The following is a 24,251-nucleotide window of genomic DNA, read 5'->3' as shown; positions in this document are numbered from 1 at the left end:
GAGCGATGAGACATGGCAGACGACTTTGAACTTGATACCGACGATCTGGCGCGCCGCATGGATGGTGCGATTGCCAACCTGAGGACCGAATTTGCATCATTGCGGACCGGGCGTGCGTCGGGGTCGATGCTGGAACCGATCATGGTCGACGCCTATGGCAGCCCCACGCCGATCAACCAGGTCGGCACCGTGAACGTGCCGGAACCCCGGATGGTGACGATCAACGTGTGGGACAAGGGTCTGGTGAATAAGGTTGAAAAGGCGATCCGCGAAAGCGGTCTGGGCATCAATCCCCAGATGAACGGCACGATCATCATGCTGCCGATCCCCGAATTGAACGAAGAACGCCGCCGCGAGTTGACCAAGGTCGCCGGGTCCTATGCTGAAAGCGCGCGGGTCAGCATCCGCAATTTGCGCCGCGACGGGATGGACCAGATCAAGAAGGCCAAGGACGGCATGTCGGACGACGACCAGAAATTCTGGGAATCTTCTGTGCAGGAACTGACAGACGCCCACATCAAGCTGGTCGACGATACGCTGGAAACGAAACAAGCCGAAATCATGCAGGTCTGATCTGCCGTCTGGCCGCGATGGCCGGACAGTCACCATACCAACGCAAGTGCACGTCGCGGCGTGTTTTGCAGACTTTAACTACCGGGAAGGGCCACCGATGCCCCAGATTGATCAACCTTTACACGATGGACCCAAACACGTTGCGGTCATCATGGATGGCAATGGACGCTGGGCGCAGAAACGTGGTCGTCCGCGTTTGTTTGGTCACCATGCAGGGGCACGACGGGTGCGCGAAATCGTCCGGGCCTGCCCCGACGAAGGTGTGAAATATCTGACGATTTTCGCGTTTTCGACCGAAAACTGGAAACGGACCCAGACCGAAGTTGCGGGCCTTATGGCGTTGTTTCGCCGCTATATCCAGCGCGAGGCGATGGCACTGCTGGACGAAGGCGTGCGCGTGCGGTTCATCGGTGACCGCATCAAGCTGGACGACAAGTTGGTCAGCCTGATGGACAATCTGGAATTGCTGACATCCAACAATGACAAGGTGCATCTGACCATCGCGCTGAACTACGGGAGCCGGGACGAAGTGACCCGTGCTGCGCAGCGTTTGGCGGTGGAAATCGAACAGGGGCGGCTGTCGCACAAGGATGTGGACGCCGAAACGCTGTCGCGCTTTTTGGACACGCGGTTCCTGCCGGACCCTGATCTGGTCATCCGGACCAGCGGGGAAGCACGGATCAGCAACTTTCTGCTGTGGCAGTCGGCTTATGCGGAATACGAATTCATCGATACGCTATGGCCGGATTTCACCAAGGACGTCTTTGCCAAGGTGTTGGCGGGATATGGGAAGCGTGAACGCCGGTTCGGGGCTGTGATCGCCTAGGATGTCCGGACCGATCCCGCAGAACGACCCCGGTAAATGGGATGATCTGACCATTCGCATCGCGTCAAGTGCCGCGATGCTGGTTGTCGGTGCCGCCGCCGTTATACTGGGTGGTGTCTGGTTTCAGATCGTGGTGATTTTCGCGGTTGCCGTGATGATCTGGGAAATCTGGATGATGATCGCGTCCGATCAGCCGACGATGGGCATGATCCTTGCCGCCATGACGGCATCGGTTCTGTCGGGCATGCTGACCCACGAAAGCGCATGGATTCTGCTGTTGTTTCTGGTGGTGCCGATCGGCGGTGCCTATCTGGTCAAGCACGAGCGGCTTTATTTCTTTTGCTTTGCGTTCGCGGTGCAGGTCGCGGGCTGGGGGCTTTTGACGTTTCGGATGGATTACGGATTCATCTGGATCCTGTGGCTGGTCTGCGTCGTCGTGGCCACGGATGTGTTTGGCTATCTGATCGGGCGCACGATGGGCGGCCCGAAATTCTGGCCGAAGGTCAGCCCAAAGAAAACATGGTCCGGCACCGTTGGCGGCTGGGTGGCGGCTGGACTGATCGGCGTGTTGTTCACCCTGCTGACAAAGGCTGGCATGACCATCATCGTGCTAAGCGTCGTGCTAAGCTTTGCCAGCCAGATGGGTGACATCATGGAAAGCGCGTTCAAGCGCCGCATGAAGGTCAAGGACAGCTCTACCTTGATCCCCGGACACGGGGGTCTGTTCGATCGCTTTGACGCGCTTTTGGGGGCGTCCCTGTTCATGTTGCTGATCGCCAGCACGTTCAACGTGCCGGGCGTAAACTTTTGAGGCGGATTTCGATACTGGGGGCGACCGGGTCGATTGGACAAAGCACAATCGATCTGATCAAGCGGCGTCCTGACGATTTTGAAGTTGTCGCACTGACCGGTGGCTGCAACGCCAAACAACTGGCACGTGATGCGATTGCACTGCGCGCCCAGATCGCTGTGGTGGACAGCGCGGAGTGTTACGCCGAACTGCGCGACCTGCTGGCGGGAACCGGGATCAGCTGCGGTTGCGGTGCGCAAGCGATTGCAGATGCCGCACGGATGCCCGCCGATTGGATCATGTCGGCCATCGTCGGGTCTGCGGGTCTGCCGCCGGGGATGGCCGCGCTGGAACAGGGCACGACGCTTGCGCTGGCGAACAAGGAATCGCTTGTCACAGCCGGGCCGCTGTTGATGGATGCCGCGCGCAGGTACGGCGCAAGGATCCTGCCGGTCGACAGCGAACATTCTGCCGTGTTTCAGGCGTTGGTCGGGGAACCGATGGATGCGGTGGAACGGGTCATCATCACCGCATCGGGTGGGGCGTTCCGCGACTGGCCGATGGAAAAGCTGCAGACAGCGACGGTGGCCCAAGCCTCTGCCCATCCGAACTGGGATATGGGCCAGCGGATCACCATCGACAGCGCGTCAATGTTCAACAAGGCGCTGGAACTGATTGAAACGCGTGAGTTTTTTGGCATTTCGCCCAAGGCGATAGAGGTCATCGTCCACCCTGAGTCGTTGATACATGCGCTGGTCGGATTCCGGGACGGCGCCCTGATGGCGCATGTCGGGCCGCCCGATATGCGCCATGCCATTGGTTATGCGCTGAACTGGCCCGACCGGTCCCATTTGCCTGTGGACCGGCTGGATCTGGCGGCGATCGGTCAATTCACGTTCCGGGCACCCGACGATGCGCGCTGGCCCGCGCTGCGCCTTGCCCGCGAGGTGATGGCGACCCGGGGCAAGGCGGGGGCAGTGTTCAATGCGGCCAAGGAAGCAGCGCTTGATGCATTTATCGCGGGGCAGGTGGGGTTCATGGACATGGCAACCGCTGTGGATATGACACTCGCCAAAATGTCAGCGCAATCGGACCTGCAAAACGCCCCTATTTCGCTAGAAGATGTTATGGAAACAGACCGCCTGTCGCGCCGCTATGCGATCGAGGCTTTGACCACGCTGGGATAAGACCATGGACCTGACGACAATCTTGCCTTCGGTGGGGGGTGGACTTTTTACGTTGGTGGCGTTCGTCGTCTCATTGTCGATCATTGTCACGATTCACGAATACGGCCATTATATCGTGGGCCGTTGGTCCGGTATCCATGCCGAAGTGTTTTCGGTCGGCTTTGGTCCGGTGCTGTTTTCGCGCAAGGACAAGCGTGGCACGGTCTGGCAGGTTGCGGCGCTGCCGTTGGGCGGCTACGTGAAATTTCTGGGCGATGCCAACGCCGCGTCGGTGGGTGGTGATGACACCGTTGCAGCGGGGCGGGACGCCCGACATACGATGCTGGGTGCGCCGTTATGGGCCCGTGCCGCCACGGTGGCCGCAGGGCCGTTGTTCAACTTTGCCCTGACGATCCTGATCTTTGCAGGTTATCTGATGTGGGTTGGCACACCGTCCGATCCCATGACGGTCAAACGCGTGTTTGACCTGCCGCCTAGCTTTGCAACCGGGTTGGAACCGGGGGACGAGGTGTTGGCGATCGGTGGCCAGCCGCTGGAAGACGACACTCCAGTGGATACGCTGCCGATTGCGCCGTCGGTTGATTACACGGTGCTGCGCGATGGCGCGCAGATGATCGTGACGGGCCCCTATCCCGTGCCGCCGCGCGCGGCAGGCGTGACGCCACGATCCGCGGCGGATGATGCGGGCTTGCGGATCGGGGATGTGATAACCGCCGTCGACGGTGTGGAAATCAATGCCTTTGCCGAACTGGTTGATATCGTGCGCGATGCAGAAGGCGACGCCTTGCTTTTGGACGTCTGGCGCGACGGGGACACCCGCAATGTGACGCTGTCACCACGCCGGGTTGATCTGCCGCTGCCCGAAGGCGGGTTTGAAACACGCTGGCTGATCGGCATCAGCGGGGATCTGTTCTTTAGTTCCGCCACCGAAAGCGTCGGCCCGTTCGAGGCGCTGTGGACCGGTGTGCAGCAGTTGTGGCTGACTTTGCGCGTGTCGGTCTCTGGCTTGTGGCATGTGATCACGGGCGCGATTTCGACCTGCAACATTTCCGGCCCCGTCGGCATCGCGGAAACAAGCAGCACGATGGCCAGTCAGGGGGCGGGAAACTTTATCTTGTTCATCGCGTCGCTGTCGGCTGCGGTCGGTCTTTTGAACCTGTTCCCGATCCCTATTCTGGATGGCGGGCATCTGGTGTTCCATGCCTACGAGGCGATTTTTCGCCGCAAGCCCACGGACGGCGCGCTTCGTGTCCTGATGGCTGGCGGTTTGGCGCTGATCCTGACGTTCATGCTTTTCGCGATCCTGAACGACATCTGGTTCTGCCCCTAAAGCGTCCGGGTCATTGCACATTGCTGCCACATTTCCGAGCGATTGCTAGAGGTGATGTAATAGGAGCGATTGATGCAGTTTCTGAAGCAAGGATACAAAAGCGTCGGGACGCTTGCATCCCTGAATTGGGATCGCGTGTTGATGTGCGCCACGATGATTGTTGCGCTGTTCATCGGTGGGCAAGTTGCCATGATGTGACCCCACACGACCCGAAGTGCACGAATTTTCACGCGCGCGCAGCAATTGCGGGCGCGTGTTGCTTTTGACAATCCGGCTCAGAGTAGGTAATCCGGACGCATATCAAATGAACAAAAGCGGGCGCTGACATGACTTTGACGACAGGGGGCGTTTACGCGTCCGGACTGATGGGACTTTGCCGCACCGCTTCGCTGGTATTTGTGGCCTCTGCCATGATTTCGGCGGGTCCGGTTGCTGCGCAAAGCTTTACCTTCAGCAACGTGGTGATCGACGGAAACCAGCGGGTTGCGGACAGCACCATTCTGACCTTTGCGGGGATATCGCGCGGGCAGACGGTTGATGCGGCGACGCTGAATACGGCGGGGCAAAACATTCGCGCCTCGGGTCTGTTCGACGATGTCGACATCAGCACGCAGGGCAACACACTTGTCATCAACGTCGTCGAATTTCCGACCGTCAGTCAGGTGGCCATCGATGGTAACCGCAGGCTGGCCGATGGTGAATTCCTGCCGCTGCTGGAAAGCCAGCCGCGCCGCATCTATTCACCCGCCGTCGTGGAACGTGACGTCGCCACAATCACCGCGATCTATGCGCGCAACGGGCGGATCAACGCCAGTGTAACACCACGCATCATCCGGCTGTCGGAAAACCGCGTCAACGTCGTGTTCGAAGTCAGCGAAACCGGCGTGACAGAGGTAGAGCGCATCAGCTTTGTCGGGAACCGCAGCTTTTCCGACCGCCGTCTGCGCGGTATTCTGGAAACAAAGCAGGCTGGCCTGCTGCGCGCCATCATCAGCCGCGATACATTTTCCGAAGATCGCATCAATTTCGATCGGCAGGTGCTGACCGATTTCTACCAGTCGCGTGGCTTTGCCGATTTCACGTTGCAGAATGTGGATGTGACGCTGACGCGCGAACGCGACGCCTATCTGATCACCTATAATGTGCAGGAAGGTCAGCGTTTTACCTTTGGAAATGTGTCGGCCAGTTCTGTCTTGCCAGAAGTCGACACCGCACTGTTCCAGAACGCGCTGACAACGCGGACCGGTGCAACCTATTCCCCCGGCCAGATCGACCGTGACATTGCGCGGCTGGAACGTCTGGCCATCCAGCAAGGTCTGACATTCGTGGCGGTTGAGCCGCGCATCACCCGCAACGACCGTGATCTGTCGCTGAACGTGGATTACGCGCTGGTGCGCGGGCCGCGCATTTTTGTTGAACGCATCGATATCGAAGGCAATTCGACAACGCTGGACCGGGTTGTGCGCAACCAGTTCCGCACCGTCGAAGGCGACCCGTTCAACCCGCGTGAAATTCGGCAGGCCGCCGACCGTATCCGTGCGCTTGGGTTTTTCGCCAATGCAGAGGTGGACGCCCGCGAAGGGTCCAGGCCCGATCAGGTCATCGTGGATGTCAATGTCGAAGAAGCGCCAACCGGGTCATTGTCGTTCGGTGCCAACTACAACACCGACGTCGGTGTGGGTCTTGTAGCCAGTTTCCGTGAAACGAACTTTCTGGGGCGTGGTCAATCGGTTGGGGTGCGCGTGTCGACGGCCAGCACGAACCGCGTGTTTGATTTCAATTTTTCGGAACCGAATTTGCTGGGGCGCGACCTGCGCGCCGGTTTCGATCTGTCGTATCGGACCACGGACAACCAGAACGCCGACTATGATACCGAAAATTTCCGGCTAAGCCCCAACCTATCGTTCCCGGTCAGTGAAAACGGGCGTCTGACGACGTTTGCCGCATTGTCCTATGACGATCTGTCGGGGCTGGAAGACGCGACCGGCATCAGCCCGTTCATTCAGGAAGAAGCAGCGTTGGACGGCGTGATGACGCAGTCCATCGGCTACAGCTACAGCTTTGACAACCGCCGTACCGGGCTTGATCCAACGACGGGCTTTGTCTTCCGCTTTGGTCAGGAATTCGGTTTCGGTGACACGCAATTCATCAAGACATCGGTTTTGGCCGCAGCCGAAACATTGGTTCTGAACGAAGATGTGACGCTGCGCGCAACTGTCGAAGGTGGCAATCTGGCCTATCAGGACGGGTTCAGCCGGGTGACGGATCGATATTTCCTGAACGGCAACACGCTGCGCGGGTTTGCGGCCAATGGGGTTGGTCCGCGCGACTATGATCCAGGTAATGACGTCAATGATGCGCTTGGCGGCAATACATATGCGGTTGCCCGTCTGGAAGCCGAATTCCCCGTTGGTCTGCCCGAAGAATATGGCATCACGGGCGGTGTGTTTGTGGATTATGGATCGGTCTGGGATGTGGGCCGTTCGCCGACAGACACGACGCTTTATAATGATTTTACTGCGCGAGCGACGGCCGGTCTGTCCATTTTCTGGACCACCCCGCTGGGACCGCTGCGGTTCAACTTTACCGATGCGTTGCAGGCGGAACAGTTCGACGAAACCAAAGCCTTTGACGTGACGATTTCGACGGCATTCTGATGCGGTTTGGTGTGCTGGCCATCCTGCTGGCATTGGCGGGACCGGTTGCCGCGCAACAGGTGCCGCCTTCGTTGCCGATCCTGATCGTCGATTACGACAGGCTTTATCTGGACAGCACTTATGCCCAGACCATCCGTGAAGGGCTGGACGCCGACGCCGCCGCGCTGAAGGCCGAAAATGATCGGATCGTGGCTGCGTTGACCGATGAGGAACGGAGCCTGACCCTGCGGCGGCCCACGATGACCGCTGACGCGTTCCGGGAAGAGGCAGAGGCGTTCGATATCAAGGTGCAGGCGATCCGGCGCGCCCGCGATGCCAAAGAGGTGGAACTGCAGCGCGCCCGCGCCGCCGCCCGAGAGGAATTCTTTGCCTCTGTGCGCGATGTGGTGGGACAGTTGATGCTGGAACGCGGCGCATCCGTTATTCTTGATCGGCGGTCGGTGTTTCTGGCGTTGGCCGCATCGGACATCACTGACGAAGCCGTCGACAGGATTGACGCCGTGATGTTGGAAACCGGTCAGGCGCCGGGGGCAGATGCGCCCCTGATCGGTGGCGGCGGGAATGCCGAACCATCCGTCGATGAAAATCCGCCGGGCGGGGATGCATCCATACAGCCCTGAGCGGCTTGTCGATGGGCGGCCTGCTTGGTAGTCAGGCAGTGGGCCGATGGCCCCCAATTGCAGGAGCCGATATGTCCGACACCGAACCGCAGCCGATGACGCAAGCCGACATTCACGTCATTCAGGCGATCTTGCCGCATCGTTACCCGTTTTTGTTGGTGGATCGGGTGATCGATATCGTGGGCACGCAGTCCGCGACGGGCATCAAGAACGTGACGATGAACGAACCGCATTTTCAGGGACATTTTCCCGGCACCCCGATCATGCCTGGTGTCACGATCATCGAAGCAATGGCGCAGACGGCGGGTGTGATGGTCGGCGCGGGCATGGGTCTGCTGAACGGTGACCTGCTGATCTATTTCATGTCCATTGATAAGGCCAAATTCCGGCGCAAGGTCATCCCCGGAGACCGATTGCTGATGCATGTCACAACGACGCGCGGCAAGCCCGGCGGCAAGGTCTGGAAATTTCATGGCCGCGCCGAAGTCGACGGCGAATTGGCGGCGGAATGCGAATTTTCAGCGATGCTGGACCTGAAGGGGTGACGGCAGATATCCATCCCAGCGCAATCGTGTCCGATCACGCCGTGATCGGGGAAAACTGTACGATCGGTCCATTCTGTGTCGTTGGCAGTCAGGTGGTTCTGGGCGATGGTGTCTGGCTGAAAAGCCATGTGATCGTCGATGGCGATACGCATATCGGTGCAGATTGTACCGTGTTCTCCTTTGCCGTGATCGGTGAGATCCCGCAGGATCTGAAATTCGACGGCGAAGCGACACAGTTACGGATCGGTCAGCGGAACCGGATTCGCGAACATGTCACGGTCAATACGGGCACTGTCGGCGGCGGGGGCGTGACGCGCATTGGCGACGATTGCCTGCTGATGGCCGGGTGCCATATCGCGCATGATGTCCAGCTTGGCAGTCGGGTCGTCGTCGTGAATTCTGTCGCTGTCGCAGGGCATTGTGTGGTGGGCGATGATGTCATTATCGGCGGGTTGTCAGGTATTCACCAGTTCGTCCGGATCGGGCAGGGCGCGATCATCGGGGCCATGTCGATGGTGTCGCATGACGTGATCCCGCATGGTCTGGTGATGGGCGAACGCGCGCGGCTCGAAGGATTGAACCTTGTGGGCCTGCGCAGGCGCGGGGTGGCGCGTGCCGATATTGCAGCCTTGCGCAAAGCGTTCGAACATCTGAAATCGGATGAAGGCACGTTCAACGAACGTGTGGCGGGTTTGCAGGATGATGACAGCGCCTATGTGCAGGAACTCGTCGCGTTTGTTCTGGGCCAGTCCGACCGCAGTTTCCTGACACCGAAATGACACTGGCGCTGATCGCGGGCGGGGGTGAATTACCGTCCGCCTTGATCGATGCGCTGGATACGCGACCGCTGATCTGCGCGCTGGACGGGGCCGATCCGCAGGTGCCTGTCGATCTGCGGTTTCGACTGGAAGCGGTCGGCAGTTTTTTGACCCAGCTTCGGCGTCTGGGCGTGACACGCATTTGCATGGCGGGTGGTGTGACGCGACCGCGGTTGGAATGGCGTCGTTTCGATGTGGTCACGATCAGGCTGTTGCCGACCATATTGCGCGCCTTGGCCAAGGGTGACGACGGCGCGCTGCGGGCATTTATTGCAGTGCTGGAACGGCGCGGTTTTACGGTTGTCGCGGCGCATGACATTGTCCCCGATCTCTTGCCGCCAGAGGGTGTTGTGACGACGATCCAGCCAAGCGATGTCCATCGGATGGACGCGCTGGTGGGTGATGCCTGCCTGCACGATATGGGACAGCGTGACAGCGGGCAGGCCTGTATCGTCAGGCAAGGTGTCGTGGTCGATCAGGAAGACCGGGCCGGTACCGATGCGATGATCACGCGTCATACGGGCAGCGGTGGTATTTTGTTCAAGGGTCCGAAACCCGGTCAGGATCGCCGCGCCGATCTGCCGGTGATCGGCCCCGGTACGGCGCGTCACATCATCGCCGCTGGATTGGATGGTATCGTGATCGACGCAGGTGGCGTCATGGTCCTGAACCGGGCAGAGGTCGTGCGCACATTGAATGATGCAGGCCGCTTTTTGTGGGTCAGAAAGGCACCGTTATGAAAGTATTCATCATTGCAGGTGAACCGTCAGGCGATGCGCTGGGGGCGGCTGTCATGGCGGGGCTGCGTGAACTGCGCCCCGACGTGTCCTTTGACGGCGTCGGTGGCCCGTTGATGCAGGCGCAGGGGATGGTCAGCCGGTTTGCGATGGATGAACTATCGGTCATGGGACTGGCCGAAGTATTGCCGAAATACCGCGCGCTGAAACGGCGGATTTCGGAATGTGCCGCCGCGGTGCTGGACACACGCCCCGACGTTTTGTTGACCATCGACAGCCCTGATTTCTGCCTGCGCGTGGCCAAACTGGTCAAGGCGCGGTCAGATGTGCCGACGGTGCATTATGTGGCCCCATCGGTCTGGGCGTGGCGGCCCAAGCGCGCGGAGCGCATGGCGCATCATATCGATCATGTGCTGGCGCTTTTGCCGTTCGAACCGCCCTATATGCAGGCCGCCGGCATGGGCTGCGATTTCGTGGGGCATCCGGTTGTGGCGCACCCGCAGGCGACAGATGCTGCCGTTGCCGCGTTCCGTATGGACCACAGCACCGGTGCAGGGCCGTTGGTATTGGCCCTGCCGGGGTCGCGGCGTGGAGAGGTCACGCGACTGACCGGGCGGTTCGGGACAGCCTTGGGCCTGCTGAAACAGAGCCATCCCGATCTTTCGGTCGTCATCCCCTGTGCGGCGTCTGTCGTTGATCTGGTGCGTGATCTGACAGCGGACTGGCCGATCACGCCCGTGCTGATCGATCCGGCAGACGATCCGGATGGTGCGATGAAACGCGCAGCCTTTGGCGCGGCGGATGTGGCGCTGGCCGCATCGGGCACGGTATCGCTGGAACTGGCTGCGGCGGGCACACCGATGGTGATTGCGTATGATATGGCGTGGCTGTCGCGGATCATCATGCAGCGCATGGTCCGGATCGATACGGTGACGCTGGTGAACCTTGTGTCAGAAACGCGGGCCGTACCGGAATTCATCGGCGCGGACTGTACGCCCGACCGCATCGCCAATGGTCTGCGCGATACGCTGGCGGCCCCCGGTGCGCAGCAGGTTGCAATGGATCTGACCATGGACCGGTTGGGGCGGGGCGGGGACGCGCCGGGGCTTAGGGCCGCAAGGGCGGTCTTGTCCGTCGTCGGTTCAGGATCAGCAGACCAGCCGCAAGGATGACGAACCCTGCATAGGCGCGTGGCGGCAGGTCTTCGTTCAGCACGATTGCGCCAAGCGTGATGGCGACGGGGGCCACCATCAATGTGACAAGCATCAGGTTGCCGGACCCCGCCATGGCTAGCACGCGGTAGTACAACAGATAGGCGACTGCCGTGGCAACGACGGCATAATAGCCAATCGCAGCCCAGGTGCGTGGAGTCAGATCCAATGTCATCGGACCGTCGACAATATGGGCCAGCGGAATCATGATTAACGCGGATGAAGTCAGCATGCCTGCGGTTGCCACCTGCGGCGTCAGCCCGCCCAGCATCTTGCGCGCCCAGACGCCTGCCAGCGCATACGATACGGTGCCGCCGATCACCGCCAGTTGGCCCAGCGACCTGATATCGAAACTGGCTAGCGCCTGCGGTCCGATGGCGATGACCACGCCTGCAAACCCCAGCGACACACCGCTGAGCTTGCGCCAGGTCAATCGCTCATCCGACAAAAACAGGGCTGCGGCCAGAACACCGAACAGGGCGGTGGACGCGTTCAGGATCGCGGTCAGCCCGGTTTCGATATGCAGCTGCCCCCATGCCATCAGTGTGAACGGGATCGCGTTGTTCAGCAGACCCATACCGGCGAACCCGATCCAGACACGTGGGCTGCGTGGCAGCGGCAGCCTGCGCAGGATAACGTAGGTCCACAGGATCAGCGCGGCCCATCCGACGCGGTGGGCCACTGCGGTCAGGGGGCCGATTTCGTCCAATGCGATGCGGATCGACAGGAACGAACCACCCCAGATCAGCGACAACAGGCCCAGTTCGGCCCACGCGCGCGTCGATAACGTCTTTTGGGGAATGGCAATGGTCATGGGGTCACTTACGCTGGTTCAGGGCGCCGGACCAACCCGGAACATGCGAAAAGCCCCGCCGTGAACGGGCGGGGCTTTTGCGATTGTCGCGCGTCCGTCAGTTCAGAAACGGTATCCGACCGACAGGCCAACGGCCAAAGCGTCATTGTCGTTGAACGACACGGCCAGCGCTTCGTTTTCGTTGTCCAGGCCGTCGCCAAAGGTGATATATTCGACTCCGCCGGTGATCTTGAACGCATCGTAGTTATAGGTGCCGCCGACGCCGAATGCGGTCGAACCGTCGGTCGGTGCCAGACGCGATAGAACGTCGCCATTGCCCTTTTCATAGGTCACGCGCGCAAAGGCGGAAAAGTCTTCGGTGATCTGACGACCGACGCCCAGACGATAGGTCGTTACATCGCTGTCGATGCCGGTCACGCGAAGACCCGTAACGGCCTGATAGCCTGCGGGGCGCACTTCCCAGTCCGACCATGTGGCGTGCCGGATGGACCCGAAAACAAGCGTGTCCGCCGCAACACCGGATTGGAAATCCAGTGTGAAGACGTCGGGCATATCGACCTCTGTCACGGTGTTGATCTGTGCGGCAGGCAGGGCGTCGATGTTTTCGCTGGTGACGAATTTGTGCGTATAGCCCGATTCGTAGGTCAGCGCGACGCGCAGTGCGATTTCGGGACGTTCATAGGCGACGCCCAGAATGTAGCTGGTCGCCCGGTCCTTTTCCGTATTGGCGGTGTAGGTATAGGGGCCGTCGGTCGGGCTGTCGTTGAACGCGGAATCCGCGATGGCGGTCGCTTGCGCGCCAAGCGCGCGCGCGGCGTCGCCTTGGGCGGTCGCTTCGGCGCCCAGTCTTGTTGCCTCTTCGCCGTTCGCTATAGCTGTGGCCCCAAGCGCAGCGGCAGCCTCGCCTTCTTCGATTGTTGTAGCGGTAGCACCCAAAACAAGTGCTTCCGCACCCTGCTGAGTAGCCAATTCACCAAGACTACGGGCCTTATCTCCTAGTGCTGCCGCTGCTTCGCCTTGCGCGGTGGCACGCGCGCCAAGTACGCTGGCCAGCGGCAAGGCCACCAGACGGTTGGGGATGACGATATTCGCCCGGCTTTCGATGCTGCGCAGACCGCCGTAAACGCTGACGTTCGGGGTCGCCTGATATTTCAGCACCAGTGCGATCTGGTTGGAATCCCATTCTGCCGACAAGCCCTGATAGGGGCCATCGGGGTAGCTGGCGTTCGCACCGAAGGGCTGGTTGACGAACATGCCCAGATCGAATTTGTCGTTCAGCGCGTATTTCAGCGAAAAGGCGGCGGTGTTGAAATCTTCGGACATCGTGCCGGTGCTGCCGCCGTCGAATGCGGGCCGGTTCACGGGGTAATCCCCCGATACGTCAGGGCGCACGAATGCGAATGACAGTTCGGTGTAGTTTCCATCCTCGAACAGGACAGCGTAATTGTTCAGCGTGCGGTCGATGCCGCCTGCAGAGGCGGCTGTCGTCAGCAACAATGCTGCGCCAGTCGTAAGTGAAAGTTTCATGTCTCCATCCCATCCATGAAAGAAAAATATTTTGTCTTCCATGTCTGAAAAAGCATTTCGATTCCGTCAATCTGCGACCTTACGTTACATTGAGCGCGCGATCCGGACTGTGACGTGAATGCCGCCTCAGGTTGTCAGCACACGCTTGGGCTTGCGCAGGTTGACGTAATTCCCTGCCACAATGAACGCCGCACCCAGGAACAGCCACGGGTCCAATTGTTCGGAATAAGCGACCGCGCCGATGATCGCCACCGTTGGCAGGCGTGCGAAATCGATGGGCATCACGATGGTGGCGGGTGCCAGTGACAGGGCTGTCGTCAGACAAAAATGCGCCAGCAGGCCTGCGCAGCCAATGACCACAAGCCACGGTAGGGTGGTGGCTGATGGCAGGGCGATATCCATATCCCAGCCCGCGCATACCAAACCGAACACCGCCTGCATGGTGGTCAGATAGAACAGGATGCAGGTGATGGTGTGGGATTGCGTCAGGCGACGGGTAAAGATCGCGGACAGCGCGAAAAAGATCGCGCAACCAGCCGCCGCCAACAGACCGGGCGTGACGGGGATCGACCCCGGACGCGTCACGATCAGCACGCCTACGAAACCGACCAGCGCGGCGATTGCGCCGTTGCGGGTGATCCGCTCGCTTAGAAACAGCGGTGACAGCAAAAGCACCCAGATGGGCGTGGTGAATTCCAGCGCAAAGACCTGTGCCAGTGGGATGCTGGCAACGGCAAAGAACCACAGGTTCTGACCGGTGAAATGCGCCAGATTCCGCACGCCATGCAGCCGAAGATCGCGCCGTTCGATTTGGTTCAATGTGCCGGCCAGACCGCCCACCGTGACCACGATCACGATACCCAACAAGCTGCGATAGAGCATGATTTCAAAGGTATCGAGGGCAAAGCTAATCTGACGACCGGCAACTGCCATTGCGGTGAATGACATGATCGCGCCAATCATCCACAGACAGGCGCGCAGTGTCGGTGTCATTTTTCAGTCACGCTGTAATCGCGCGGCAATCCGTCGGTAGTGCGTGCCCAATCGCTTGATGCAGCACGCGACTGGTGGGCGTCAAATGCAGGGCGGTCGGCAAAGATTTCCGACACGGCAAAGACGCCTTGTTCAGGTTCTGTCACGTCGAACTGGACGCATCCGGGTTCGGCGCGGGTAAGGGCCACGTGAACCGGCAGTGCTGCCCGCACGCTGTCCAGACGGTCAGGCGGGCAAGTCATCGTGCCGGTCAAATGGATCATTCCCATTCGATCGTGCCCGGCGGTTTCGACGTGATGTCATAGGTCACGCGATTGATGCCCGGCACCTCGTTGATGATGCGGGTGGCGGTTTCGCCCAGAAATTCATGGCTGAACGGATAATAATCCGCGGTCATGCCGTCGACGGATGTGACGGCGCGCAGCGCGCAGGCGAAATCGTAGGTGCGGCCATCACCCATGACTCCGACTGTACGCACGGGCAGGATCGCGACAAAGGCCTGCCAGATATCGTCATACAGGCCATGCAGGCGGATCTGGTCGATGAACACCGCATCGGCCAGCCGCAGGATTTCCAGCTTTTCGCGCGTGATCTCTCCGGGACAGCGAATCGCAAGGCCGGGACCGGGGAAAGGGTGACGCCCGATGAAACTGGGCGGCAGACCCAGTTCGACACCCAGCGCGCGGACCTCGTCCTTGAACAATTCACGCAGGGGTTCGACCAGTTTCAGCCCCATCTTTTCGGGCAGGCCACCCACGTTGTGATGGCTTTTGATGGTGACAGACGGGCCACCCGAAAAGCTGACCGATTCGATGACGTCGGGATACAGCGTCCCTTGGGCCAGAAACTCTGCGCCTTCGATATCGTTGGCGTATTTCTGGAACACGTCGATGAACAGACCGCCGATGATCTTACGCTTTGTTTCGGGGTCGCTGACACCGTCGAGCTTGCCCAGAAACAGGTCTGCTTCGTCGGCGTGGATCAGGTTCAGGTTGTAATGGTCGCGGAACATGGTGACGACCTGCTCGGCCTCTCCCAGGCGCAGCAGACCGTGATCGACGAACACGCAGGTCAGTTGTTCACCGATCGCTTCGTGGATCAAAATTGCGGTGACGGAACTGTCGACGCCGCCCGAAAGCGCGCAAATGACCTGTTTATCACCGACTTGTTCGCGGATCGCGGCGATGGCCTGTTCACGGTAGGCGTCCATCGTCCAATCGCCGCTGAAACCCGCCAGTCGAACAAAGTTTTCGTAAAGTTTCGCGCCGTTCGGGGTGTGGTGCACCTCTGGGTGGAACTGCACGGCGTAGAAATGGCGCGTCGCGTCGGCTGTGACTGCAAAGGGGGCGTTGGGCGATGTGCCGTAGACCTGAAAGCCGGGCGCGATCCGCGCGACGTGGTCGCCGTGGCTCATCCAGACCTGTTCGCGGTCCAGCGTGAACCACCCTTCCAGCAGGTCAAGCTTGTCCACCGGTTTGACAAAAGCGCGCCCGAATTCGGCCGTGCCGCCGCCGCCGGAAATCTTGCCGCCTTCGACGTGGCCGCCCAGATCCTGCATCATGACCTGCTGGCCATAGCAAATGCCCAGAATCGGCACGCCCAGATCGTAGACCGACCGGGGCGGTCGCGGCGACCCGGCGCGCGTCACGCTGTCCGGTCCGCCCGAAAAGATAACGGCTTTCGGCGCGAAATCGGCCAGAAACGCGTCAGTCACGTTCTGAAATGGGTGAATTTCACAATAGACGTTCAGTTCCCGCAGGCGGCGCGCAATCAATTGCGTGACCTGGCTTCCGAAGTCGATGATCAGCAGGCGTTCGTGGTCAGTCATATCCATGCCGTCTGATTATGCTGTCGAACGGTCCGCTGCAATGTCGCTTTCGTACGTTGAAGGGCGTTTGTCAGCCTTCGATGCAACAGCGCGCGCCGTATGAGAGAGCAACACAAGCGCAAAGAGGCCCATCATGACAGATACAGCATCCCCCAGCCGCAGGGCCCGTGGCGGTGGCGGGGCAGCCCGACGCGCCGAACGGACGGCCATCAGCGTCGAAACCGCGCGTTACATCGAACGCAACATTCCCAACTACGAAGTCCTGACCGAAGATGCGCTGGATCTGATCGAGCGCAACGCCGAAACGGTGCTTGCCGAAATCGGCGTCAACTTTGTGGATAATCCCGATGCACTGGAACGCTGGCGTGCCGCCGGTGCCCAGATCGAAGGCGAACGCGTGCGAATCCCGCGCGGGCTGGCCCGCAAGCTGTGCAGCACAGCCCCGTCGCAATACACGCAACATGCCCGCAATCCTGAACGATCCGTCGTTGTGGGGGGCCGCAATCTGGTGCTGGCACCTGTCTACGGCCCGCCATTCGTGCGCGACGTCGAAGGCGGGCGCCGCTACGCCACGATGGCGGATTTCGAAAAGTTCGTGAAACTGGCCTATATGTCCAAATGGTTGCACCATTCCGGTGGCACGGTCTGCGAACCGACCGACATTCCCGTCAACAAGCGCCATCTGGACATGCTGTTGGCGCATATGACGTTGTCGGACAAGCCGTTCATGGGGTCCGTCACCGAACCTAGCCGGGCGCAGGATTCGGTCGATATGTGCAAGATCCTGTTCGGTGATGAATTCGTCGAAAACAACACGGTCATGACGTCCCTGATCAACATCAACTCTCCGCTGACGTTTGATTCGGTCATGATGGGTGCGCTGGAAGTCTTTGCGCGCCACAATCAGGCCAGCATCATCAGCCCGTTCATCGTCGGCGGTGCGATGGCGCCGACATCGGTGGCGGGGACGCTGACGCAGGTTCTGGCCGAAGGTCTGGCCGGGATCGCCTATTCCCAACTGGTCCGGCCCGGTGCGCCGGTCGTGATGGGCGCCTTCGTCACCTCGATCGACATGAATTCTGGTGCGCCGACGTTCGGCACGCCGGAAGCCAGCCAGATCACCTATGGCGTGGGGCAGTTGGCGCGTCGTCTGAACCTGCCATATCGGTCGGCAGGCGGATTCTGCGGGTCAAAACTACCCGATGCGCAGGCCGCATACGAATCAGCCAACAGCCTGAACATGGGTCTTTTGTCGGGGGTGAATTTCATGCTGCATGCCTGCGGCTGGCTGGAAGGCGGGCTTGTCGCCAGCTTTGAAAAGTTCGTGATGGACGCAGACCAACTGGGTGCGCTGCATCAGTTCGCAAAAGGCGTGGATCTGTCCGAAAACGCCCAAGCAATGGGCGCCATCGCAGAGGTCGGTCCCGGTGGCCACTATCTGGGCTGCGCGCATACGCAGGAAAATTTCAAATCGGCGTTCTGGCGGTCGGAGTTGTTCGATTACAAACCGTTCGAGACATGGGACGAAGAAGGTGCGCGCGACACGCAGGCGCTGGCAAGCCTGCGCGTCAAGCGCATGATCGACACCTATCAGCAACCAGCGCTTGACCCCGAAATCGAAGCGCGGCTGCGTGCGTTCGTCGCCGCAAAAAAAGCCGAAAACCCCGACAGTTTCATGTAGGGTCAGGCACAATCAGGGGGCGCGTGGCCGCAAGGTCGCGCGCCTCTGACATGATGGCTGCCAGTGCGATGATGTGCGGACCAACCTGATAGGCATGCGACCCGGCACTGCGGGCGGCATCCATCTCTTTTTCTATGTCAAGCAAATCAACCAGCGCGGGGCCGGGCGTTGCCGGCACACGGCCATCCAGCAGCCGCGACAGATCCCTGCCGCGTCGATAGTCGTCGACGGCAAACCGCGCCGCCCGCACCAAAAGCGCCGGACGGCTGAGCTGGCGCACCTGCGTGTGAAGATCGAGCATGTTCGTGTCTCCTTGCGATCAAAGCATTCAACGATGTCATATTTTCACAATTCGATGGGGCGTTGCGCTGAGCGGGCAATGTCCGAACGCATCCAGTGAGAAAAATTAATCCTTTTGGAGCAAAACGTTACGAGGACGTTAATATTAACGCATAGTTAATGAGACACTCATAGGTTGTTCGAAATTGACAGTTCGGCCGTGGCCGACTGCAGTTGACTGCAAGGGGAACGTGGACATGGAAATGCAACGGAAAGGCGGTTTTTCAGACTGGGTGCCGCCTCCGGTTCGGGATTATTTGGCACATACGGTCGATGGTCGATCTATTCGGGCGCTGGCCCGGCAACGCAAGGTTCATCCGTCGACCATCTTGCGGCAGGTCCGTTCGTGCGAGGCGCGGCGTGACGATCCACTGATTGATGCGGCCCTGCGCGCGCTGGTTGAAACGGATGCGGCGCCCGACATACAATTGAACCAAAAGGCTGGCCCCATGACGTCTGTAAATCCTGCATCTGCCTTTGATCTGTCCCGTCCTGTCAGCAAGGCACGCATCGACCGCGAAGCGGTGCATATTCTACGCCGTCTGTGTGAACCGGGCGCGGTCATGGCTGTGGCCCGTGATATGGACAGCGCCGTCATCGTACGAGAAGACAGAGAAGGCAAAGCGCTGAAAACCGCCATTGTCGAAAGCGATATGGCGCAGGCGATGGCCCTGCAGAACTGGATTTCCTGTGCCGATCCGGCGGCCCGCGTCGTGCGGTATTTCGTAACTGCTGCCGGGCGGGCAGAACTGCGGCGCCTGACCGCGCGGGACGAAAACCGCGCACAGGGTTTTTCGGATGCCACTGCGGGGCAGGGCGATTGGATCGCGGCAAACGGGTGTCAGGTGGCATCGCGTTTCATTGCGACCGAAACGCCGCTCATGGGCCTGTCGCGGCGGCGCGACAAGGCGGGCAAGCCGTTTTTGTCACGTGAACTGGTGCAGGCCGGTGAACGCCTGCGAGAGGATTTTGTCGTGGCCGACGCCGGACCCGACGTGCTGGATGACTGGCGGCTGGCGCTGGCGGTCCGCCCGCACAAGCCGATGGCACGTGGGGCCGTACTGGCGCGGCAGCGGGTTGGCGATGCGCTGGATGATCTGGGGCCGGGGTTGCAGGATGCGGTGCTGCGCTGCTGCTGTCTGCTGGAAGGGCTGGAAGTTACTGAACGGGCGATGGGCTGGTCTGCGCGGTCCGGCAAGATCGTGCTGCGAATCGCGTTGCAACGATTGCTGCGACACTATGACAGCCAAAAGGGCATGCAGCCGCCTATGATTGGCTGATACGCCGTTTTGCAGGGCGGGGTGCCGGTGCAGTTGATGGACTTTCGCAGGGCAAGCTATTAGGTACTGATCAACCCAAGATGAATTGAGGTGGTCAGCATGCGCGACCTGAAGATCCCGGCTCAGCGGCATCCGGAAAAGGCCAAGCGCCCCGACAACGTTCAGCCCAAAAAGCCGAGCTGGATCAGGGTCAAGGCACCCACGTCCGAAGGGTATAAAACCACCCGTGACATCATGCGGACGCACAAGCTGACAACGGTCTGCGAAGAAGCGGGCTGCCCCAACGTCGGCGAATGCTGGAGCCAGGGCCACGCTACCATGATGATCATGGGCGAAGTCTGCACCCGGGCCTGCACCTTTTGCAATATTGCGACGGGTAAACCGCCCGAAGCGCTGGACGTGTTCGAACCGGGGCGTGTGGCCGACGCGGTCAAGAAACTGGGTCTGAAACACGTCGTCATCACGTCGGTCGACCGTGACGATGTCGAAGACGGCGGGGCGGAACATTTTGCCCAGACGATCCGTGCAGTGCGCCGTCAGGCCCCCGGCACCACGATCGAAATTCTGACGCCTGATTTCATCCGCTGCGCCCCCGAAGCATTGGAAGTCGTCGTTGCCGCCAAACCGGACGTGTTCAATCACAACCTAGAAACTGTGCCGGGTCTGTATCCCGAAGTGCGCCCCGGTGCCCGGTATTTCCACAGCCTGCGGCTGTTGCAGCGGGTCAAGGAACTGGACCCGACCATGTTCACCAAATCCGGTATCATGGTGGGTCTGGGAGAGGATCGTCAGTCTGTCATTCAGGTGATGGAAGACATGCGCGCCGCCGACATCGATTTTTTGACGATCGGCCAATATCTGCAACCGACCCCGAAACACCACGCGGTCGATCGGTTCGTGACACCGGAAGAATTTGCATCCTATGAAAAAGCGGCGTTCGGCAAAGGGTTCCTGATGGTGTCGGCATCGCCTTTGACCCGATCAAGCTATCACGCAGGTGACGATTTTGCCCGGTTGCAGTCGGCACGACTGGCCAAACTGGGCTAGTCGCGTCTAGCGGTTCATGATGCTGCGTGGTCCGGTGCGGTCGGTGCCAACATCCAGACCGAACAGCCATTCCGCACCCGCCAGCCCAAGGCAGACCGCAATGACCGCCAATCCCAGCCAAACGCGTTTGGCCGATGGCGGGTTGCGCGCCCAGCGGCTGGCGTGCAACAGCCAGCGTGGGTTCACGACGTGAACCTGACACAGCCAATATAGGGCAGGTTGCGGTTTCGCTGGGCATAGTCGATCCCGTAACCCACCACAAAGGCGTCGGGAATTTCGAAACCGATCATGTCGGCCTTGAAATCAACTTCTCTGCGGGCGGGTTTGTCCAGCAGGGCGATGGTTTTCAGGCGGGCGGGTTTGCGTGCGGCGACAAATTCGCTGACGCGCGCCAGCGTATGGCCGGTATCGACGATGTCTTCGACGATCAGCACGTCGCGGCCTTCGACAGTGCCGCGCAGATCCTTTAGGATTCGCACCTCGCGGCTGGTTTCCATGCCGTCGCCGTAGCTGCTGGCCTCGATGAAATCGACCTCGACCGGCAGGTCCAGTTCACGCACCAGATCGGCGATGAACACGAAAGATCCTCGCAGCAGGCCCACAACAAGCAGCTTTTCGGTCCCGGCAAAGGTTGTTTCGATCTCGTCGGCTAATGCCTCGACCCGGGCTGCGATGGATTTCGCACTGATCATCTGATCAATGACATAGGGTTGGGTCATGGGGTCACCTGTCGCACCGGGGTTGATTTCGGGGTCCTACATACGACATTCAGTGCAATAGTCACACAGCCGAAAGCGACCAATGCCAATTCACGATGAGACACGGGTTCTGCCCTATTCACCGCAGCAGATGTACGATCTTGTCGCAGACGTCGAAAGCTATCCGGAATTTCTGCCGTGGACGGCGGCAGCGCGGATTCGTGACAAAACCGATCACGCCGATCACACGGTGATTCTGGCGGATCTGGTGGTCAGCTTCAAAGTGTTCCGCGAAACATTTGGCAGCAGGGTGACCCTGTGGCCGGACCAAAGGGCCATCGACACGGAATATATCGACGGACCATTCAAACACCTGAATTCACGTTGGGAATTTTCCGAGGCACCCGAGGGGTGCAGGGTGAATTTCCACGTCGATTTCGAATTCAAAAACAGGTTGTTGCAGGGCGCTGCGGGGATGTTTTTCAACCAAGCGATGCAAACCATCGTAAAAGCGTTTGAACGGCGGGCGCAGGCGCTGTACGGCACCGCCTGACCGTTGACTGACGCGTGCGGTCACTTTTGGCTGGAAGCGGTCTGTATCAGCAGTGTCAGGGCATGATTGACAGTGGCCTGCCGCACCTGCGCGCGGCCCAATGCGCCGAAATCCCGCGTTTGCGTGATTGTGCCGTCTGACGTGGCGACGCCAAAACAGACCCGCCCTTCGGGCTTGTGGTCCGATCCGCCGGGTCCCGCGATCCCTGTCACGGACAGCGCGATCGTCGCATCAGATCGCGTCAACGCGCCCTGTGCCATCTGCGCCGCGACCTGTTCGGATACAGCGCCATGGTCTGACAGTGTCTGCGCAGAGACGCCCAACATCTGTATTTTCGCCGCGTTGGTATAGGTGACGAACCCGCGGTCGAACATGGCAGAGCTGCCCGCAAGGTCGGTCAGCGCTGCCGCAATCAACCCGCCGGTGCAGCTTTCGGCGAGCGCGATCATGGTCGCGTTTTCGCGTGATAAAGCAAGTAGTTGCGATGCACTGCTCATGACATCAGGACCATGTGGAAAAGCCCGGCAAGGATCACCACGCCAATGGCTGCGAACACCCCGGCGATGACGTCATCCAGCATGACGCCCATCGCATCGTTGCGCCGGTCCGCCCAGCCGACCGGTCCCCATTTTGTAATGTCAAACAGCCGAAACAGCAAAAATGCCGCGATCCAGCCCGGCCACAGCGCGGTATAGGATGCACCGGCGTTGGCCGCGCCGAACGCCAGCGGCCAAAGTGCGATCCACTGGCCCGCGACCTCGTCCACAACGATTTCGGACGGATCGTGGCCCGGTTGTCCTGCTGTCATCCGCGTGGTGGCCCATGTGCCTGCGACAAAAATCAGCACCGTCGCCACGACCAGCAGCCATGGCCCGCCCAGCACCATCAGCGCCCATCCGGTCGGCAGCGCCGCCAGCGATCCCCAAGTGCCGGGCGCGGGGCGCAGATAGCCGATGTAACCGAAGGTTGCGATCAGACGGATCATGACGCCACCAGTGCGGCGGTCGCAAGGGCTGCGATTCCTTCGCCCCGTCCGGTGAAACCCAGTTGTTCGGACGTCGTCGCCTTGACACTGACGCGGGTGCTGTCGATCCCCAGAATGGCGGCCATCGCTGCGCGCATCGCGGATTGATGGGGCCCGATTTTTGGAAATTCGCAGACCAGAGTGCAATCGACATTGCTGATGGCAAACCCCGCGTCACGGGCCATTGTGGCGGCATGGCGCAAAAAGATCTGGCTTTCGGCGCCTTTCCACTGCGGGTCCGACGGTGGGAAGTGCACGCCGATGTCGCCTTGTCCGAGCGCGCCGTAAATTGCGTCGGTCACCGCATGCATGCCGACATCGGCGTCGGAATGACCCTGCAACCCCCGGTCGAACGGGACGGCGACGCCGCACAGCACCACGTGGTCACCGGGGCCGAAACGGTGCACGTCATAGCCATTGCCCAGTCTGACATCCATGTGGTTCTCCAGCCGTTGTGCGGCGCGGATGAAATCATCCGCGTGGGTGATTTTAATGTTGTCTTCATCGCCTGCTACGATGGCCACGTCCAGCCCGGCGGCCAGTGCCACGGCGACATCATCGGCGGCCCCGGCGGGGGCGGCCAGATGCGCGGCAAGGATGGCCGCGCGGTCGAATCCTTGGGGCGTTTGTGCGCGGTGCAGACCGTCGCGGTCCTGTAATCCGGTCACGAGGGTGTCACCACGCCACAAAGCATCGGTCACGGCCAGCGCGGGTGCGGCGCCCGTGTGATGATCCAGCATGGCGCAGACCCGGTCGATCAGTGCTGCACTGACCAGTGGGCGCGCGGCGTCATGTATCAAAACGCGTTCGGCATCAGTGGCGCGAAGGCCAGCCAGAACAGATTCTTGGCGCGTGGACCCACCTGCAACGCAGATCACGTCGGGATTGCGCAGGCGGTGCATATCGTCGGGGTGAAGGACGACGATGACCTGTGTTATTGCGGGGTGGGTGGAAAAGGCAGCGATTGTGCGGTCGATCACCGGACGCCCCGCCAGATCGCGCCATTGTTTCGGCAGGCCACCGCCTGCCCGAAGGCCGCGACCGGCGGCCACGATGATGGCGGCAATACGGGTCATGAAACGCCTTTGCGATCAGATATCGTCTGTAAAGTGACTAGTGAACCACCATCGCGCACGCAAGTCCCGGTAATACTGCCCAAAAAACAGGCGCACC

The 24,251-nt window shown here is 60.3% G+C and carries 27 protein-coding genes; 16 read left to right on the top strand and 11 right to left on the bottom strand.

What is annotated here, in order from left to right:
* Positions 1-12 precede the first annotated feature (12 nt).
* The 12 genes from frr (at position 13) to lpxB (ending at position 11,255) form a co-directional block, all read left to right on the top strand.
* The gene (gene frr / locus GZH79_RS15275) at positions 13-573 is read left to right on the top strand and encodes a ribosome recycling factor (RefSeq protein ID WP_211644627.1); all 561 of its coding nucleotides are present in this window, start codon (positions 13-15) and stop codon (positions 571-573) included.
* Positions 574-670: 97 nt separating this feature from the next.
* Positions 671-1,399 carry a polyprenyl diphosphate synthase gene (gene uppS, locus GZH79_RS15270; RefSeq protein WP_211644626.1) on the top strand — a complete coding sequence of 243 codons (729 nt, stop codon included), beginning with the start codon at positions 671-673 and terminating at the stop codon, positions 1,397-1,399.
* A 1-nt stretch (position 1,400) separates the two neighbouring features.
* Positions 1,401-2,210 (top strand): phosphatidate cytidylyltransferase, encoded by an 810-nt coding sequence (locus GZH79_RS15265; protein ID WP_211644625.1) that lies wholly within the window; start codon positions 1,401-1,403, stop codon positions 2,208-2,210.
* Positions 2,207-3,376 (top strand): 1-deoxy-D-xylulose-5-phosphate reductoisomerase, encoded by a 1,170-nt coding sequence (dxr, locus tag GZH79_RS15260; RefSeq protein ID WP_211644624.1) that lies wholly within the window; start codon positions 2,207-2,209, stop codon positions 3,374-3,376. Before GZH79_RS15265 ends, dxr begins: the two co-directional genes overlap by 4 nt.
* A gap of 4 nt (positions 3,377-3,380) precedes the next feature.
* Positions 3,381-4,706, top strand: coding sequence for an RIP metalloprotease RseP (gene rseP / locus GZH79_RS15255; protein WP_211644623.1), 1,326 nt, complete (start codon positions 3,381-3,383; stop codon positions 4,704-4,706).
* A 72-nt stretch (positions 4,707-4,778) separates the two neighbouring features.
* On the top strand, positions 4,779-4,904 hold the full coding sequence (locus GZH79_RS19275) for a hypothetical protein (RefSeq protein WP_283094819.1): 126 nt from the start codon (positions 4,779-4,781) through the stop codon (positions 4,902-4,904).
* A 167-nt stretch (positions 4,905-5,071) separates the two neighbouring features.
* Positions 5,072-7,363 (top strand): outer membrane protein assembly factor BamA, encoded by a 2,292-nt coding sequence (gene bamA / locus GZH79_RS15250; RefSeq protein ID WP_211645031.1) that lies wholly within the window; start codon positions 5,072-5,074, stop codon positions 7,361-7,363.
* Complete coding sequence (locus tag GZH79_RS15245; protein WP_211644622.1) at positions 7,363-7,983, top strand: OmpH family outer membrane protein; 621 nt, start codon at positions 7,363-7,365, stop codon at positions 7,981-7,983. The genes bamA and GZH79_RS15245 overlap by 1 nt, the downstream gene beginning before the upstream one ends.
* Before the next feature lie 71 nt (positions 7,984-8,054).
* Complete coding sequence (gene fabZ, locus GZH79_RS15240; protein ID WP_211644621.1) at positions 8,055-8,528, top strand: 3-hydroxyacyl-ACP dehydratase FabZ; 474 nt, start codon at positions 8,055-8,057, stop codon at positions 8,526-8,528.
* On the top strand, positions 8,525-9,307 hold the full coding sequence (gene lpxA / locus GZH79_RS15235) for an acyl-ACP--UDP-N-acetylglucosamine O-acyltransferase (protein WP_349291217.1): 783 nt from the start codon (positions 8,525-8,527) through the stop codon (positions 9,305-9,307). The genes fabZ and lpxA overlap by 4 nt, the downstream gene beginning before the upstream one ends.
* Positions 9,304-10,086 carry a UDP-2,3-diacylglucosamine diphosphatase LpxI gene (gene lpxI, locus GZH79_RS15230; RefSeq protein ID WP_211644619.1) on the top strand — a complete coding sequence of 261 codons (783 nt, stop codon included), beginning with the start codon at positions 9,304-9,306 and terminating at the stop codon, positions 10,084-10,086. The genes lpxA and lpxI overlap by 4 nt, the downstream gene beginning before the upstream one ends.
* Positions 10,083-11,255 carry a lipid-A-disaccharide synthase gene (gene lpxB, locus GZH79_RS15225; RefSeq protein WP_211644618.1) on the top strand — a complete coding sequence of 391 codons (1,173 nt, stop codon included), beginning with the start codon at positions 10,083-10,085 and terminating at the stop codon, positions 11,253-11,255. The genes lpxI and lpxB overlap by 4 nt, the downstream gene beginning before the upstream one ends.
* Here the strand turns inward: lpxB and GZH79_RS15220 are convergent.
* From GZH79_RS15220 to guaA, 5 genes are all read right to left on the bottom strand, one after another.
* On the bottom strand, positions 11,191-12,108 hold the full coding sequence (locus GZH79_RS15220; RefSeq protein ID WP_211644617.1) for a DMT family transporter: 918 nt from the start codon (positions 12,106-12,108) through the stop codon (positions 11,191-11,193). The two genes, lpxB and GZH79_RS15220, sit on opposite strands and share 65 nt — an antisense overlap.
* A 102-nt stretch (positions 12,109-12,210) precedes the next feature.
* Complete coding sequence (locus GZH79_RS15215) at positions 12,211-13,635, bottom strand: hypothetical protein (protein ID WP_211644616.1); 1,425 nt, start codon at positions 13,633-13,635, stop codon at positions 12,211-12,213.
* 126 nt (positions 13,636-13,761) lie between these two features.
* Complete coding sequence (locus GZH79_RS15210; RefSeq protein WP_211644615.1) at positions 13,762-14,628, bottom strand: DMT family transporter; 867 nt, start codon at positions 14,626-14,628, stop codon at positions 13,762-13,764.
* Positions 14,625-14,891, bottom strand: coding sequence for a putative quinol monooxygenase (locus GZH79_RS15205; RefSeq protein WP_349291216.1), 267 nt, complete (start codon positions 14,889-14,891; stop codon positions 14,625-14,627). The genes GZH79_RS15210 and GZH79_RS15205 overlap by 4 nt, the downstream gene beginning before the upstream one ends.
* A complete protein-coding gene (gene guaA / locus GZH79_RS15200) occupies positions 14,888-16,462 on the bottom strand; it encodes a glutamine-hydrolyzing GMP synthase (RefSeq protein WP_211644613.1) in 1,575 nt (524 codons plus the stop codon). Before guaA ends, GZH79_RS15205 begins: the two co-directional genes overlap by 4 nt.
* 127 nt (positions 16,463-16,589) lie before the next feature.
* On the opposite strand from guaA, the gene GZH79_RS15195 reads away from it, so the two are divergent.
* Positions 16,590-18,137 carry a trimethylamine methyltransferase family protein gene (locus GZH79_RS15195; protein WP_211644612.1) on the top strand — a complete coding sequence of 516 codons (1,548 nt, stop codon included), beginning with the start codon at positions 16,590-16,592 and terminating at the stop codon, positions 18,135-18,137.
* Here the strand turns inward: GZH79_RS15195 and GZH79_RS15190 are convergent.
* Entirely contained in the window at positions 18,130-18,438 is a 309-nt protein-coding gene (locus GZH79_RS15190; RefSeq protein ID WP_211644611.1) for a DUF6477 family protein, read from the bottom strand. The genes GZH79_RS15195 and GZH79_RS15190 overlap by 8 nt on opposite strands.
* 235 nt (positions 18,439-18,673) lie before the next feature.
* Here GZH79_RS15190 and GZH79_RS15185 point away from each other — a divergent pair, with 235 nt between their 5' ends.
* A complete protein-coding gene (locus tag GZH79_RS15185) occupies positions 18,674-19,756 on the top strand; it encodes a DUF6456 domain-containing protein (RefSeq protein ID WP_211644610.1) in 1,083 nt (360 codons plus the stop codon).
* Between the two features lie 99 nt (positions 19,757-19,855).
* Complete coding sequence (gene lipA / locus GZH79_RS15180) at positions 19,856-20,803, top strand: lipoyl synthase (protein WP_211644609.1); 948 nt, start codon at positions 19,856-19,858, stop codon at positions 20,801-20,803.
* 6 nt (positions 20,804-20,809) lie between these two features.
* Here lipA and GZH79_RS15175 read toward each other — a convergent pair whose 3' ends face one another.
* On the bottom strand, positions 20,810-20,989 hold the full coding sequence (locus GZH79_RS15175; protein ID WP_211644608.1) for a hypothetical protein: 180 nt from the start codon (positions 20,987-20,989) through the stop codon (positions 20,810-20,812).
* Entirely contained in the window at positions 20,986-21,522 is a 537-nt protein-coding gene (gene hpt, locus GZH79_RS15170; RefSeq protein WP_211644607.1) for a hypoxanthine phosphoribosyltransferase, read from the bottom strand. Before hpt ends, GZH79_RS15175 begins: the two co-directional genes overlap by 4 nt.
* An 82-nt stretch (positions 21,523-21,604) precedes the next feature.
* On the opposite strand from hpt, the gene GZH79_RS15165 reads away from it, so the two are divergent.
* On the top strand, positions 21,605-22,054 hold the full coding sequence (locus tag GZH79_RS15165; RefSeq protein ID WP_211644606.1) for a type II toxin-antitoxin system RatA family toxin: 450 nt from the start codon (positions 21,605-21,607) through the stop codon (positions 22,052-22,054).
* Positions 22,055-22,074: 20 nt separating this feature from the next.
* On the opposite strand, the gene GZH79_RS15160 is transcribed toward GZH79_RS15165, so the two are convergent.
* The 3 genes from GZH79_RS15160 to GZH79_RS15150 are packed head-to-tail and all read right to left on the bottom strand — an operon-like array spanning position 22,075 to position 24,154.
* Entirely contained in the window at positions 22,075-22,551 is a 477-nt protein-coding gene (locus tag GZH79_RS15160; protein WP_211644605.1) for a CinA family protein, read from the bottom strand.
* On the bottom strand, positions 22,548-23,039 hold the full coding sequence (locus GZH79_RS15155; RefSeq protein ID WP_211644604.1) for a phosphatidylglycerophosphatase A: 492 nt from the start codon (positions 23,037-23,039) through the stop codon (positions 22,548-22,550). Before GZH79_RS15155 ends, GZH79_RS15160 begins: the two co-directional genes overlap by 4 nt.
* The gene (locus GZH79_RS15150; RefSeq protein ID WP_211644603.1) at positions 23,036-24,154 is read right to left on the bottom strand and encodes a bifunctional 2-C-methyl-D-erythritol 4-phosphate cytidylyltransferase/2-C-methyl-D-erythritol 2,4-cyclodiphosphate synthase; all 1,119 of its coding nucleotides are present in this window, start codon (positions 24,152-24,154) and stop codon (positions 23,036-23,038) included. Before GZH79_RS15150 ends, GZH79_RS15155 begins: the two co-directional genes overlap by 4 nt.
* Between the last annotated feature and the right edge of the window lie 97 nt (positions 24,155-24,251).

Origin of the sequence: Loktanella sp. SALINAS62 (assembly GCF_018263905.1) — a bacterium.
Classification (GTDB): Bacteria; Pseudomonadota; Alphaproteobacteria; order Rhodobacterales; family Rhodobacteraceae; genus Loktanella.
The sequence above is the reverse complement of the archived record's forward strand: the minus strand, read 5'-3'. Positions and strand labels throughout refer to the sequence as shown.

Excerpts from the sequence above, each read along its gene's own strand:
- frr (WP_211644627.1), top strand. The coding sequence starts at position 13 with ATGGCAGACGACTTTGAACTTGATACCGACGATCTGGCGCGCCGCATG.
- uppS (WP_211644626.1), top strand. The coding sequence starts at position 671 with ATGCCCCAGATTGATCAACCTTTACACGATGGACCCAAACACGTTGCG.
- GZH79_RS15265 (WP_211644625.1), top strand. The coding sequence starts at position 1,401 with ATGTCCGGACCGATCCCGCAGAACGACCCCGGTAAATGGGATGATCTG.
- rseP (WP_211644623.1), top strand. The coding sequence starts at position 3,381 with ATGGACCTGACGACAATCTTGCCTTCGGTGGGGGGTGGACTTTTTACG.
- GZH79_RS19275 (WP_283094819.1), top strand. The coding sequence starts at position 4,779 with ATGCAGTTTCTGAAGCAAGGATACAAAAGCGTCGGGACGCTTGCATCC.
- bamA (WP_211645031.1), top strand. The coding sequence starts at position 5,072 with ATGGGACTTTGCCGCACCGCTTCGCTGGTATTTGTGGCCTCTGCCATG.
- GZH79_RS15245 (WP_211644622.1), top strand. The coding sequence starts at position 7,363 with ATGCGGTTTGGTGTGCTGGCCATCCTGCTGGCATTGGCGGGACCGGTT.
- fabZ (WP_211644621.1), top strand. The coding sequence starts at position 8,055 with ATGTCCGACACCGAACCGCAGCCGATGACGCAAGCCGACATTCACGTC.
- lpxI (WP_211644619.1), top strand. The coding sequence starts at position 9,304 with ATGACACTGGCGCTGATCGCGGGCGGGGGTGAATTACCGTCCGCCTTG.
- lpxB (WP_211644618.1), top strand. The coding sequence starts at position 10,083 with ATGAAAGTATTCATCATTGCAGGTGAACCGTCAGGCGATGCGCTGGGG.
- GZH79_RS15220 (WP_211644617.1), bottom strand. The coding sequence starts at position 12,108 with ATGACCATTGCCATTCCCCAAAAGACGTTATCGACGCGCGCGTGGGCC.
- GZH79_RS15215 (WP_211644616.1), bottom strand. The coding sequence starts at position 13,635 with ATGAAACTTTCACTTACGACTGGCGCAGCATTGTTGCTGACGACAGCC.
- GZH79_RS15210 (WP_211644615.1), bottom strand. The coding sequence starts at position 14,628 with ATGACACCGACACTGCGCGCCTGTCTGTGGATGATTGGCGCGATCATG.
- GZH79_RS15205 (WP_349291216.1), bottom strand. The coding sequence starts at position 14,891 with ATGATCCATTTGACCGGCACGATGACTTGCCCGCCTGACCGTCTGGAC.
- guaA (WP_211644613.1), bottom strand. The coding sequence starts at position 16,462 with ATGGATATGACTGACCACGAACGCCTGCTGATCATCGACTTCGGAAGC.
- GZH79_RS15195 (WP_211644612.1), top strand. The coding sequence starts at position 16,590 with ATGACAGATACAGCATCCCCCAGCCGCAGGGCCCGTGGCGGTGGCGGG.
- GZH79_RS15190 (WP_211644611.1), bottom strand. The coding sequence starts at position 18,438 with ATGCTCGATCTTCACACGCAGGTGCGCCAGCTCAGCCGTCCGGCGCTT.
- GZH79_RS15185 (WP_211644610.1), top strand. The coding sequence starts at position 18,674 with ATGGAAATGCAACGGAAAGGCGGTTTTTCAGACTGGGTGCCGCCTCCG.
- lipA (WP_211644609.1), top strand. The coding sequence starts at position 19,856 with ATGCGCGACCTGAAGATCCCGGCTCAGCGGCATCCGGAAAAGGCCAAG.
- hpt (WP_211644607.1), bottom strand. The coding sequence starts at position 21,522 with ATGACCCAACCCTATGTCATTGATCAGATGATCAGTGCGAAATCCATC.
- GZH79_RS15165 (WP_211644606.1), top strand. The coding sequence starts at position 21,605 with ATGCCAATTCACGATGAGACACGGGTTCTGCCCTATTCACCGCAGCAG.
- GZH79_RS15160 (WP_211644605.1), bottom strand. The coding sequence starts at position 22,551 with ATGAGCAGTGCATCGCAACTACTTGCTTTATCACGCGAAAACGCGACC.
- GZH79_RS15155 (WP_211644604.1), bottom strand. The coding sequence starts at position 23,039 with ATGATCCGTCTGATCGCAACCTTCGGTTACATCGGCTATCTGCGCCCC.
- GZH79_RS15150 (WP_211644603.1), bottom strand. The coding sequence starts at position 24,154 with ATGACCCGTATTGCCGCCATCATCGTGGCCGCCGGTCGCGGCCTTCGG.